This is a genomic window from Methylobacterium sp. J-030, assembly GCF_022829545.1.
Classification (GTDB): Bacteria; Pseudomonadota; Alphaproteobacteria; order Rhizobiales; family Beijerinckiaceae; genus Methylobacterium.
The window spans coordinates 11,446-23,581 of sequence record NZ_JAKSYM010000369.1 but is presented as its reverse complement, the minus strand read 5'-3'; the positions used below and the strand labels follow the sequence as shown (position 1 = coordinate 23,581).

Sequence of the window (12,136 nt, the reverse complement as noted above, 5' to 3'; positions counted from 1 at the left end):
GCGGTGCTAATCTCATCCCCGATCGGAGGTCCACGATGGCCCTGGCCGTGAAGCGCAACGCGCGGATGGATGTGGCGACGTTCCAGCTCTGGGCAGAAGCATGCCCGGAGCACGAGCGCTGGGAGCTGCTCGACGGCGAGCCGGTGCTCATGGCGTCCCCGGGGGAGCGGCATCAGACGATCGGCGCCAACCTTATCCGCCGGATCGGCGATCTCGCGGAACCGCGGGGCTGCCGCGCCCTGCCGGGTCTGGCGATCCTCAGCGCCGCGATGGACGATTTCGCGCCGATCCCCGACGTGGTTTTGCGCTGTGACCCGCCCCTGGCGGACGGATATGCCTCGGATCCGCTTCTCGTCGCCGAGGTGCTCTCGCCCTCGACCATGAGCCTGGACCGCGGCCGCAAGATCGACTTCTACCGGACGGTGCCGAGCCTGAAGGTCCTGCTGATCGTCTATTCCGACGAGGCCCGGGTCGAGGTCTGGCGGCGGGAGGCCGAAGCGTTGGGCGTGACGGCCCTCGGGCGCGACGGCACCGTGGCGCTGCCGGAGCTTGATGGCGCCGTGCCGGTGCGCGACATCTATCGCGGGCTCAGCGTCTGAGCCGCATCCGATCTCAACGGCCGGCTTCCCCGGCCCGGCAGAGCACCAAGGCACCGGACTTGCCCCATTTCGAAGACTTCTACGCGGCCAAGCTGCGCGGCTCCCTCGGTGTGACGGACGCGGAATCGGTGCTCGACCTGCGCGGCGCCAACCGGCCGACCGCCGAGGCCTCCCTCAAGGACATGCTGGAACGCAGCCGCTTCGCCAAGGGCAAGACCGTGGCGATCCGGCTCGACCCGCCCCCGGAGGGTGGCGGAGAGACCCTGTTCCAGCCGGCCGGGCGCCTGCTCCTCGACGCGAAGCGCCGCGGCCTGATCGAGCGCCTGCAGACCCTGCCGGCCCAGGACGGGCTCGGCTTCTACGTGGCGCTGACCGGTCGGGCCGAACGCACGCCGATGTAGGCCGGCGCAGGCTCCTGCGCCGGCAACGGATCGGGCACGCGCGGCCGGACGTTGTCCGATCCCGCATCGGATGCGCATTTCAGATTCCGGTATGAGCACCCTCCCCGGCGGCCGCAACACGATCGAGCGCGTCGCCCGTTTCGGCTACGGCGCCCGCGGCGTGGTCTACCTCGTGGTCGGCGGCCTCGCCCTGCTGGCGGCGTTCGGCCAGGGCGGACGGGCCGGCGACAGCAAGGACGCCCTACGCACCGTGCTGGCGGGGCCCTTCGGCGCGGCCCTCGTCGGCCTGATCGCGCTGGGGCTGGCCGGCTTCGCGCTCTGGCGCCTCGTCGAAGGCGTCACGGATGCCGACCGGCGGGGCACGGCGATCAAGGGGCTGGCGGTGCGGGGCGCGCATCTCGTCAGCGCCGCGCTGTACTTCGGCCTCGCCGCCAGCGCCGCATCGCTGAGCCTCGGGCTCGGGATGAGCGGCGGCGACGGCATGCACGACGGAACCGCCTGGCTGCTCGCCAAGCCCTTCGGCCGCTGGCTCGTGGCGGCGGCCGGCCTCGCGGTGGTCGGCGGCGGCTTCGGCTTCCTCGGGAAGGCGTGGCGCGGTGACGTCACCGACCGGCTCGCCCTCGACGCCCAAGCCCGCACGCGCTGGGCCGGGCCGATCGGCCGGTTCGGCTACGCGGCGCGGGGCTTGGCCTTCCTGATCATCGGCGGCTTCCTCGTCGCGGCGGCGTGGCACCAGCGCTCGTCCGACGCCAAGGGGCTCGGCGAGGCCTTCGCCCTGTTGCGGGCCCAGCCCTACGGCGCGATCCTGCTCGGGCTCGTGGCGGCGGGCCACGCCGCCTTCGGGGCGTTCGGGCTGATCCAGGCCCGTTATCGGCACATCGAGGCTCCCGACATCGATCAAGTCGACGACGCGGCCGGCGCCGCGGCCCGGGCCCTGACCTGATCGGCCCGGTTCGTCATCCGATGCGATTGTAATCGCCGGGCCACACCCCAGTTTAAAAGGACCCTCCGCGCAATCCCGTGCCCTGGGCAATGACGCGGAGACGATGATGGCCCGTACCCTGATTACCGGTCGAGCACAAACCGTGACCACAGAAGACTTCAACGAGCGCGTTCGAATTCTGCTGGTCGATAAGGTATATCCGGTCAAGGGCCGGATCTACCAGAAGAACTTCAAGACCGGCTTCTCCGGCTCGCACGCCCGATAGCCCGCCGGGCGGTCGCGCGTCCGTATGGCGCGCTGCGGCCGCGGCGCGTTGACAGGACCGGTCCCGCGGCGGATACCCCGCGGCACCCCATCCGGCCCCCGATGCAGCAGCGCCACTACAAGACCGCGGTGATGGTGGCCCACGACCTCGCGGCGACCGCCGCCGCCGTGGTGCTCACCTTCCTGTTCCGTTTCCAGGGCGGGATGCTGGACGAGCGCCTGCACGCCCTGCCCCTGCTGCTGCCGCCGTTCCTGCTTGTTGCCGGGCTCGTCTACGCGCGCTTCCGGCTCTACCGGACCAAGTGGCGCTTCGCCTCCCTGCAGGATCTCGCCGGCATCGTCCGAGCCGCGAGCGTGCTGGCGCTCGCCCTACTGGTGACCGACTGGGTCCTGGTCTCGGCCGATCTCTACGGCTTCTACTTCTTCGGCAAGATCGCGATCCTGCTCTACTGGGTGTTGCAGATCTTCTTCCTGGGGGGGGCGCGGCTCGCCTTCCGCTATCTCAAGGACACGCGTTCGCGGCAGTCGAGCGCCCGGTCCGCCACGGTCCCGACCCTGCTCCTCGGACGCGGCGCCGATATCGACGTGCTGATCCGGGCGATCGAGGCGGGCTCGGTGAAGAAGCTCGCGCCCCGGGGCATCCTCTCGCCGCGGGCGGACGAGCGCGGGCAGTTCATGCGCGGCGTGGCCGTGCTCGGCGGCTTCCCGGACCTGGAGCGGGTGGTGGCCGACCTCGCCGCCCGGGGCGAGCCGGTGCGACGCCTCGTGGCGACGCCGAGCGCCCTCGTCCCCGAGGCGTCGCCCGACGACCTGATCGCCCGCGCCCGCCGGCTCGGCCTGCCGCTCGCCCGGGTGGCCGGCCTCGGCGAGGGCGCGCAAGGGGGGACCCAAGGCCCGGAACTGGCGCCGCTGGAGATCGAGGACCTGCTCCTGCGCCCGACCGTGCCCATCGACCGGGTGCGCCTGGAGGCGTTCCTCACCGGCCGCCGGGTGGTGGTGACGGGGGGCGGCGGCTCGATCGGCTCCGAGATCTGCCTGCGCGCCGTAGCGTTCGGGGCCGCCGCCGTGCTGGTGCTCGACGCCTCCGAGCCGGCTTTGCACGGCATCCTCACGCACCCGGCGATCCTGGCCGCCGACGCCGCGGTGACGGGGGTGCTGGCCGATATCCGCGACCGGGAGCGGACGCATCAGGTCATCGCGGCGTTCCGGCCGGATTACGTGCTCCACGCCGCCGCGCTCAAGCAGGTGCCCTACCTGGAGCGGGACTGGCAGGAGGGCATCAAGACCAACGTGTTCGGCTCGATCAACGTCGCCGAGGCCGCGGTGGCGGCCCGCGCCCGGGCACTGGTGATGATCTCCACCGACAAGGCGATCGAGCCGGTCTCGCAACTCGGCGTCACCAAGCGCTTCGCCGAGATGGTGGCCCAGGCGCTGGACGCCGAGCAATCCGCCCGGACGGGTCACCCCACGCGGCTGATCGCCGTGCGGTTCGGCAACGTCCTCGGCTCGGCCGGCTCGGTGGTGCCGGTGTTCAAGGCGCAGATCGCCCGGGGCGGGCCGGTGACGGTGACCGATCCCGAGATGGTCCGCTACTTCATGACCGTGCGCGAGGCCTGCGACCTCGTGCTGACGGCCGCCTCCCACGCCGACGGCGAGGCCCGCACCGGGCCGGATTCCGCACGCGCCGCGGTCTACGTGCTCAAGATGGGCCAGCCGGTGCGGATCGCCGACCTCGCCGCACGGATGATCCGGCTCGCCGGCTTCGAGCCCGGCGCGGAGATCGAGATCGCGTTCACCGGCGCGCGGCCCGGCGAGCGGCTGAACGAGATCCTGTTTGCCCGGGACGAGCCGCGCGTCGCGCTCGCGGGGATCGACGGGGTGATGGCGGCGCGCCCGGTCTTCGCCGACCGGACGCGGCTCGATGCCTGGGTGGCCGCGCTGCGCGACGCCGTGGCGGCCGGCGACCGAGCCGCCGCGGAGGCGGTGTTCGAGGCGGCGGTGCCGCATTTCCGCGAACGCCATGCCCCGCGGACCGGGCGGGTGCCGGCCGTCGCGATGAGCCCCGCGTAAACCGCACGGCGGGTAAAATTCGGGTTTCGAAAGGGATCATCCCTTTCGTGGGTCCAGGGCAAGACCCTGGATGGTTCGTCGGGCTCCGCCCGACACCCGCCATAGGGTTGATCCCTCTGGAAACCCTGACCCGGGCGCTCGTATCCTCAGCCTTCCGCCCGTGCGAGCCGCGCCAAGCCGTCCCGGGTCGATCCCGCCGGCCGCCAGCCCAAAGCCGCGAGGCCCTCGGCGCGGGCCACCAGCCCCTCGGCGATGCGGGCGAATTGCGCGTCGCGTCCGGTCATCCGGCAGGCCAGCTTGAGGAGGCCGGCCGGCACCGGGACGAGCCCCGGGCCGCGGCCGAGGCCCGCGCGGAGCGCCGCGATCATCTCGGGCAGGCTGAGCGGATCCGGATCGGCCGCGATCAGCGCTCGGCGCAGTGGATCCGGCGCCCGCAGCACCGTGTCCGCGGCCGCCGACAGGCTCTCCAGGGAAATCAGCGAGCGCCGGGCCGCGAGGCCACCCAGCGGCAGCGGATAGGCGCTGCGGGCGAGCCGCAGGAGCGCGGCCATGTTGCCCTTCACGCCGGCGCCGTAGACCAGGACCGGGCGCAGGGCGACCCAGTCGAGCCCGGTCTCGGCGAGCGCCCGCTCGGCCTCAAGCTTCGAGCGGCCGTAGGCGTCGGTGGGCGCGGCCGGATCGCCCTCCCCGACCGCGCCCGGCGCGCTCGGGCCGACCTGGGCGCGGATCGAGGACAGGAACACGAACCGGCGCACCTTTGCGCGCGCGGCTGCCTCGGCGAGCCGGCGCGTCGCCTCCGTGTTGAGCGTGCGGTAATCGTCCTCCGGGGCGCCCGACATGGCATGCGCGAGGCCCGCCGAATGCACCACCGCGTCGACGCCGGCGAGCGCGGCGGCCATGTTGATCGGGCGGGTCAGGTCGCCCACCACCGCGCTCGCGGCCCCCTCCGGCAGGGCGGTGGGCCGGCGCAGCAGCACCCGGACCCGATAGCCGCGTGCGGTGAGGTCGGCGAGCAGGTGGCGGCCGATGAAGCCGGTCGCCCCGGTGAGCGCGATCAGTCCGGTCACGGGTGGGCGGCACCTTCGGGGGCCGGCGCCGGGGCGCGGGCGAAGCGGCGGAGCAGGGCCGCGACCAGGGCGAGCCCGGCCGCGAGTGCCGCGAGGGTGACCGGCCAGGACGGCCAAAACAAGGTCGCGGCGGCGAGCGCCGCGAGCGCGAGGTTGACCGCGAAGACCCGCCCGACCACGCCCGGGACGCCGAGCCCGTTGACGGTGGCCCGCTGATAGAAGTGGCTCCGGTGCGCCTCCCAGATCCGCTCGCCCCGGGCGGCCCGGGCGGCGAGCGTCAGGCTGGCATCGGCGAGGTAGGTGAGCGGGAGAAGCACCGCGGCAGCGAGCCCTCCCGCCGCAGCGAGATGCCAGAGCAGCCACGCGGTGACGAGCCCGATCGGCAGCGCGCCGACATCCCCGAGGAAGAGTCTTGCGACCGGCCGGTTGAACGGCGCGAAGCCCAGCATCGCGCCGAGCAGGCAGGCCGCCACCAGGGCCGGCAGCGGCGGCAGGAATCCGGCGAGGCCGAACAGCAGCAGGGCGCCGGAGACCGGGACGATCTCCGCCACGATCATCCAGTCGAGCCCGTCCATGAAGTTCGTCAGGTTGACGAACCACAGGCCCGCGACGAGGGCGAGGCCCCGTTCCAGCCAGAGGGGGAAGCCGGGCAGCAGTTGCCCGTCGAGGTGCCAGACCAGCAGGCCCACCGCCACGGCCTGCGCGACGAGCCGGAGGCTGGCCGGCAGCGGGCGCACGTCGTCCACGGCCCCCAGGACCGCCAGGGCGAGGGCGCAGCCGGCGAGCCAGATCCAGTCCGGCCGGCCGCCGATCTCCGGCGCCGCGATGAGCAGGCCCGAGATCGTCACCAGCGCCGTCACCACGGCGATTCCGCCCCCCTGCGGGGTCGGTACCGTGTGGCTGGAGCGGGCGTTCGGCCGGGCCAGCGCGTAGCGCTGCAGCAGCGGGAACAGCCGCAGGATCAGCCCCGCCGAGAGGGCGGCGGCGAGTGGGACGGCGAGGAGGAGAATCGTGGGCAGGGCGGACGGCATGGCGCCGTCCTACGCGATCCCGGGCGCGATCGTGAGGGCCCGGCGGGTCACGCGGCCCGCACCGTGGCGAGGAAACGCCCGACCTCCGTGCTCAGGTGCTCGGCTTGACGCGACATCTCGGAGGCCGCGCTCAGGACTTGATCGGCCGCCGAGCCGGTCTCCTCGGCGGCCTGGGCGAGGTCCGCGATCGTGTTCGTGACGGTGCCGGCGCCGGCCGCCGCCTGTGCGACGTTGCGGACGATCTCCTGGGTCGCGGCCCCCTGCTGCTCAACCGCCGCCGCGATGCTGGCCGCCACGCCGTCGATCTCGCGGATGCGCCGCCCGATCCGGTCGATCGCCGCCGCGGCCTGCCCCGTCGAGCTCTGGATCCGGCCGATCTGGCCGGTGATCTCCTCGGTGGCCTTGGCGGTCTGCGCGGCCAAGGCCTTGACCTCGCTGGCCACCACCGCGAAGCCGCGCCCGGCGGGCCCCGCGCGGGCGGCCTCGATCGTGGCGTTGAGCGCCAGCAGGTTGGTCTGGGCCGCGATCCCGGAGATCAGCGCCACCACGTCGCTCACCGTCGCGGCCGCCGTGCTGAGATCCTGCACCAGCGCCACCGTCTCGGTGGCCTCGCTCACCGCCGTCCGCGCCAGTTCCGCCGAACCCGAGACCTGACGGCCGATCTCCTGCACGGAGGAGCCCAGCTCCTCGGCCGCCGCCGCCACGGTGTTGACGTTGGCGGCCGCCTCGCTCGCGGCGGCCGAGACCGTCGTCGACTGGCCGGCCGAGGCCGCCGCGCTGCCCGTCAGCGACCGGGCCGTCGCCTCCAGCTCGGTCGCCGCCGCGGTGACGCCGCCGACGATGCCGCCCACCGCCTTCTCGAACGCGGCGGCCAGGGCATGGGTCGCGGCCTGGCGCTGCGCCTCGATATCGGTGCGGGCCCGGGCGGCCTCGGCCTCCAGGGCACGGGTCCGGACCAGGGCGTCGCGGAACACGACGAGCGCGCGGGACAGGACGCCCATTTCGTCCCGACGATCACGGGCCGGGATGTCGGCCTCGGTATCGCCGGCGGCCAGGCGCTGCGTCGCTGCGGAGATCGCCCGCAGCGGTCGGCTGACGCCCCGCGCCACCAGGACCATGGCGCCGAGGGCGACCACGAGGGCGAGGCCGGCGAGCGCGAGCGTGTTCTGCACGGCGTCCGCGTAGGTCTGCGCGATCTGCGCGCCGCTGGTTCGGGATTCGGCCGCGTTCAGGCCGACCAGCTTCTCCCAATCCGCCATGATGGCGGCGATGCTGTCCGACATCGCCGTGTTGTAGATGCGCTGCCCGGCGGCCACGTCACCCGCCATGGACAACGCCACCGCCTGCCGCTGCTGGTCGGCATAGGTGGCCAGATGCTGCCGGAACTGCGCGTCGGCGTCGCGCTCCGGCCCCGAGAGCGGCAGGGCCTCGTAGCGGGCGATCTGTGCGGCGAGCAGCGCGTCGCGCTTGGCGATCTGGCCCTCGACCAGGGCCCGCTGCTGCGGGGTGTCGGCGGTGATCAGGCGGTTGCCGTTCACCCGCTGACGCATCACGTTGATGCCGATCCCGCCCAGCATGTCGGTCGCGGGCACGCGGACGTCGCGCAGCTCGCCGGCGGTGGTCGCGACGCGCCTCAATTCTTCCAGCGACAGGCCGCTCGTCGCGGCGATCAGCAGGACCAGGGCGGCGAGACAGCTCCCGAGCTTGGTCGCGATGGAGAGGCCGTTTCGCATGCCGCTTGCTCCTCGGCTCGTGCGATGAGCCGAGGAATGCTATGCGGAGAAACAGTTAAGCTTCTTTGACGCGCGATCTGGATCGATCCGCGTTAAAAGCTGGCGGTTTTCAGTAGGTCTTGGCGTCCTCGTGCGGCTGTTTTGACGACCCGGAATACTCAAGGGCTTTCTCGACGACCTTGGCCAGGCCGACCATGATCTGGTCGATCGCGTAATCCTTGGGCGTATAGACGGCGCGCACGCCCATGTTCCTGAGAACCAGCTCGTCCTCGGGCGAGATGATACCGCCGACCACCACCGGAATGTGGTCGAGCCCGGCCTCGCGCATCTTGGCCCGGACCTCGCGGACCAGCGGCACGTGGCTCCCCGAGAGGATCGACAGGCCGACCACGTGGGCGCCGGTCTCCTTCGCCTTGGCGACGATCTCGGCCGGTGTCTGGCGGATGCCGTCGTAGGTCACGTCGAAGCCGACGTCCCGGGCGCGGAGCGCGATCTGCTCGGCGCCGTTGGAATGGCCGTCGAGGCCCGGCTTGCCGACCACGAGCTTCGGCGTCTCGCCGAGCCGCTCGCCGAGATCGGCGATCAGGAGCTTGGCCTCCTCGGCCGCGCCGCTCGAGATGGTCTCCACGGTGACGCCGGTGGGCGCCCGGTACTCGCCGAACACCGCGCGCAGGCGCGCGCCCCATTCGCCGGTGGTGACGCCGGCCTTGGCGGCCTCGATCGAGGGCGGCATGATGTTGGCGCCCGAGCGCGCCGCCTGCTCCAGGGCCTCCAGCGCCTGACCCGCGGCCCGCTCGTCGCGGCGGCCGCGCCAGTCGCGGATGCGGGCCTGCGCCTCCATCTCGACGGTCTCGGAGACGGAAAAGATCGCCCCCTCCCCGGCGGTGAGCGGCGAGGGCTCGCCCTGCTGCCACTTGTTGACGCCGACCACGATCTGCTCGCCGGCCTCGATGGCCGAGATCCGCCGGGCGTTCGACTCGACCAGCGCGCGCTTGAGCGCCCCGGTCTCCACCGCCGCGACCGCGCCGCCGATGCCGCCGATCCGCTCCAGCTCGGCCCGGGTCTGGGCCTTCAGTTCCTCGACCTTGGCGTCGATCACGTGGCTGCCGTCGAAGATGTCGTCGTATTCGAGGAGGTCGGTCTCGAAGGCCAGGATCTGCTGCATCCGCATGGACCATTGCTGGTCCCAGGGCCGCGGCAGGCCGAGCGCCTCGTTCCAGGCCGGCAACTGCACGGCGCGGGCGCGGGCGCGCTTCGAGAGCGTCACCGCCAGCATCTCGATCAGGATGCGATGGACGTTGTTTTCGGGCTGCTGTTCCGTCAGCCCGAGGCTGTTGACCTGAACGCCATACCGAAAAATGCGCTTCTTCGGGTCGTCGATGCCGTAGCGCTCCCGGGCGATCTCGTCCCAGAGTTCCGAGAACGCCCGCATCTTGCAGATCTCGGTCACGAACCGCAGGCCCGCGTTCACGAAGAACGAGATCCGGCCGAACACGTCGGAAAAGCTCTCGGCGTCGAATTCCGGATCATCCCGCACCGTGTCGAGCACCGCGATGGCGATGGCGAGCGCGTAGGACAGCTCCTGGACCGGCGTCGCCCCCGCCTCCTGCAGGTGGTAGGAGCAGACGTTCATCGGGTTCCACTTCGGCACGTTCTGCGTGGTGAAGAGGATCACGTCCTTGGTGAGCCGGAGCGAGGGCGCGGGCGGGAACACGTAGGTGCCGCGCGACAGGTACTCCTTGATGATGTCGTTCTGGGTCGTGCCCTGGAGGGCGGCGAGCGGCGCGCCCTGCTCCTCGGCCACCGCCAGATAGAGCGCCAGCAGCCACGGGGCCGTGGCGTTGATGGTCATCGAGGTGTTCATCTGGGCGAGCGGGATGTCCTGGAACAGGGCCCGCATGTCGCCGAGATGCGCGATCGAGACGCCGACCTTGCCGACCTCGCCGCGGGCGAGTTCGTGGTCGGGGTCGTAGCCGGTCTGGGTCGGCAGGTCGAAGGCCACCGACAGGCCGGTCTGGCCCTTGGCGAGGTTGCCGCGATAGAGCTTGTTCGACTCCGCCGCGGTCGAGTGTCCCGCATAGGTGCGGATGATCCAGGGCTTGTCGCGGCTAGACTTGTCGACGCCGGTCTCCGCGATACGCGCGCCCATCCTGGCCTCCGTGTGATCTTTGTATCCGCGCCCGGAGCGCAGCCTTGCCGCCACCGTAGCGAAGGCTTGGGCACGCGTCATCCGCGACGGAGGTGCAAGACGCCCCCGCGCGGCACCGCGGCGCTTCAAAAAACTTGTGCGCCGGGACAGCGGGATTTGACGGTGCCGGCCCGCGCGGCCGCTCGCTATCTGGTATAAAGTCCACCTGAGAGGTCGACAGCGTCGTGCAAGGTCTCTGGTCTGCTGCCGGCCCCCGGCGCGCGGAATAATACTTGGTCTCCCCGAAAACCGAATTTGAATACGCGGGCCCCTGCCCTGTGCGGGCGGCTTCTTCAGGGCGAAAACCTCTGGGTTTCGACTTTCGACCCACTTGGAGGTGTTTCGCATCGCCGCTATAGCGCGAGGGAGAACCGCGGCCGTGAGCAACACGCGGGACGAGAGGAGAGCGAGATGGCGGCGAGCGCTGCGGTCAGTCCGACGGGCGGGGAGGTCAAGGACCTCTACGAGATGGGGGAGATCCCGCCGCTCGGTCACGTGCCGGCCAAGATGTATGCCTGGGCGATCCGGCGCGAGCGCCACGGCCCCCCGGAGCAGTCCCACCAGCTCGAAGTGCTGCCGGTCTGGGAGATCGGCGACGACGAGGTTCTGGTCTTTGTCATGGCGGCGGGCGTCAACTACAACGGCGTCTGGGCCGGCCTCGGCGAGCCGATCTCGCCCTTCGACGTGCACAAGGGCGAGTACCACATCGCGGGCTCCGACGCGTCGGGCATCGTCTGGAAGGTCGGCGCGAAGGTGAAGCGCTGGAAGGTCGGCGACGAGGTCATCGTCCACTGCAACCGCGACGACGGCGACGACGAGGAGTGCAACGGCGGCGACCCGATGCTGTCCCCCTCGCAGCGCATCTGGGGCTACGAGACCGGGGACGGCTCCTTCGCGCAGTTCTGCCGGGTGCAGTCCCGCCAGCTGATGACGCGGCCCAAGCACCTCACCTGGGAGGAGGCGGCCTGCTACACGCTGACGCTCGCTACCGCTTACCGCATGCTGTTCGGCCACGCCCCGCACACGGTGAAGCCCGGCCAGAACGTGCTGATCTGGGGCGCCTCCGGCGGCCTCGGCGTGTTCGGCGTGCAGCTCTGCGCGGCGTCCGGCGCCAACGCCATCGCGGTGATCTCGGACGAGTCGAAGCGCGACTACGTGATGAGCCTCGGCGCCAAGGGCGTCATCAACCGCAAGGACTTCGACTGCTGGGGCCAGCTCCCGAAGGTGAACTCCCCTGAGTTCCACGCCTGGACGAAAGAGGCGCGGAAATTTGGCAAGGCGATCTGGGACATCACCGGCAAGCAGGATGTCGACATCGTGTTCGAGCATCCCGGCGAGGCGACCTTCCCGGTCTCGGCGCTGGTGGTGAAGCGCGGCGGCATGGTTGTGTTCTGCGCCGGCACGACCGGCTTCAACATCACCTTCGACGCCCGCTACGTCTGGATGCGGCAGAAGCGGATCCAGGGCTCGCACTTCGCCCACCTGAAGCAGGCCTCGGCGGCCAACCAGTTCGTGCTGGACCGGCGGATCGACCCGTGCATGAGCGAGGTCTTCCCCTGGGACAAGATCCCCCAGGCCCACACCAAGATGTGGAAGAACCAGCACCCGCCCGGCAACATGGCCTGCCTGGTCAACGCGCCCCGCGCCGGCCTGCGGACCGTCGAGGACGTGATCGAGGCCGGGCCGCTCAAGCGGTAAGCGCCCTCCCCGAGTCCCCTGCCCGGCTCCGCCGCCCTCGCGCAGGGCCGGGCCGATCGGCTAAGCTCGGCCGTCCCCCGCCGAATCGGTTGCCGGTTCGGTGTGGCGGGATGCGCGGATGCGGGCCTGAGAGATCCTGACG

Annotated in this window: 10 protein-coding genes; 6 read left to right on the top strand and 4 right to left on the bottom strand. The window is 71.6% G+C overall.

Features of this window, described 5'->3' with window-relative positions:
• Nucleotides 1–35 precede the first annotated feature (35 nt).
• The 5 genes from MKK75_RS29050 to MKK75_RS29035 all read left to right on the top strand — a co-directional run bounded on the left by MKK75_RS29050 (nt 36) and on the right by MKK75_RS29035 (nt 4,277).
• The gene (locus MKK75_RS29050; protein ID WP_244045957.1) at nt 36–599 is read left to right on the top strand and encodes a Uma2 family endonuclease; all 564 of its coding nucleotides are present in this window, start codon (nt 36–38) and stop codon (nt 597–599) included.
• 59 nt (nt 600–658) lie between these two features.
• The gene (locus MKK75_RS29045) at nt 659–1,000 is read left to right on the top strand and encodes a hypothetical protein (protein WP_244045956.1); all 342 of its coding nucleotides are present in this window, start codon (nt 659–661) and stop codon (nt 998–1,000) included.
• Nucleotides 1,001–1,091: 91 nt separating this feature from the next.
• The gene (locus tag MKK75_RS29040; RefSeq protein WP_244045955.1) at nt 1,092–1,943 is read left to right on the top strand and encodes a DUF1206 domain-containing protein; all 852 of its coding nucleotides are present in this window, start codon (nt 1,092–1,094) and stop codon (nt 1,941–1,943) included.
• Nucleotides 1,944–2,085: 142 nt separating this feature from the next.
• Entirely contained in the window at nt 2,086–2,208 is a 123-nt protein-coding gene (locus MKK75_RS35915; RefSeq protein WP_279594215.1) for a hypothetical protein, read from the top strand.
• A gap of 101 nt (nt 2,209–2,309) precedes the next feature.
• On the top strand, nt 2,310–4,277 hold the full coding sequence (locus MKK75_RS29035) for an SDR family NAD(P)-dependent oxidoreductase (RefSeq protein ID WP_244045954.1): 1,968 nt from the start codon (nt 2,310–2,312) through the stop codon (nt 4,275–4,277).
• Between the two features lie 146 nt (nt 4,278–4,423).
• On the opposite strand, the gene MKK75_RS29030 is transcribed toward MKK75_RS29035, so the two are convergent.
• The 4 genes from MKK75_RS29030 to MKK75_RS29015 all read right to left on the bottom strand — a co-directional run bounded on the left by MKK75_RS29030 (nt 4,424) and on the right by MKK75_RS29015 (nt 10,257).
• Nucleotides 4,424–5,344 (bottom strand): NAD-dependent epimerase/dehydratase family protein, encoded by a 921-nt coding sequence (locus tag MKK75_RS29030; RefSeq protein ID WP_244045953.1) that lies wholly within the window; start codon nt 5,342–5,344, stop codon nt 4,424–4,426.
• Nucleotides 5,341–6,375, bottom strand: a complete 1,035-nt coding sequence (locus tag MKK75_RS29025) for an MraY family glycosyltransferase (RefSeq protein WP_244045952.1) — start codon at nt 6,373–6,375, stop codon at nt 5,341–5,343. Before MKK75_RS29025 ends, MKK75_RS29030 begins: the two co-directional genes overlap by 4 nt.
• A gap of 47 nt (nt 6,376–6,422) precedes the next feature.
• Nucleotides 6,423–8,108 (bottom strand): methyl-accepting chemotaxis protein, encoded by a 1,686-nt coding sequence (locus MKK75_RS29020; protein WP_244045951.1) that lies wholly within the window; start codon nt 8,106–8,108, stop codon nt 6,423–6,425.
• A 109-nt stretch (nt 8,109–8,217) separates the two neighbouring features.
• Nucleotides 8,218–10,257 carry a protein meaA gene (locus MKK75_RS29015; RefSeq protein ID WP_244045950.1) on the bottom strand — a complete coding sequence of 680 codons (2,040 nt, stop codon included), beginning with the start codon at nt 10,255–10,257 and terminating at the stop codon, nt 8,218–8,220.
• Between the two features lie 450 nt (nt 10,258–10,707).
• Between MKK75_RS29015 and ccrA the strand changes: the two genes are divergently transcribed.
• A complete protein-coding gene (gene ccrA, locus MKK75_RS29010; protein ID WP_244045949.1) occupies nt 10,708–11,994 on the top strand; it encodes a crotonyl-CoA carboxylase/reductase in 1,287 nt (428 codons plus the stop codon).
• Nucleotides 11,995–12,136: the final 142 nt, after the last annotated feature.

Coding starts and splice junctions, on each gene's coding strand:
- MKK75_RS29015 (WP_244045950.1), bottom strand. CDS start 10,257: ATGGGCGCGCGTATCGCGGAGACCGGCGTCGACAAGTCTAGCCGCGAC.
- MKK75_RS29020 (WP_244045951.1), bottom strand. CDS start 8,108: ATGCGAAACGGCCTCTCCATCGCGACCAAGCTCGGGAGCTGTCTCGCC.
- MKK75_RS29040 (WP_244045955.1), top strand. CDS start 1,092: ATGAGCACCCTCCCCGGCGGCCGCAACACGATCGAGCGCGTCGCCCGT.
- ccrA (WP_244045949.1), top strand. CDS start 10,708: ATGGCGGCGAGCGCTGCGGTCAGTCCGACGGGCGGGGAGGTCAAGGAC.
- MKK75_RS29035 (WP_244045954.1), top strand. CDS start 2,310: ATGCAGCAGCGCCACTACAAGACCGCGGTGATGGTGGCCCACGACCTC.
- MKK75_RS29050 (WP_244045957.1), top strand. CDS start 36: ATGGCCCTGGCCGTGAAGCGCAACGCGCGGATGGATGTGGCGACGTTC.
- MKK75_RS29025 (WP_244045952.1), bottom strand. CDS start 6,375: ATGCCGTCCGCCCTGCCCACGATTCTCCTCCTCGCCGTCCCACTCGCC.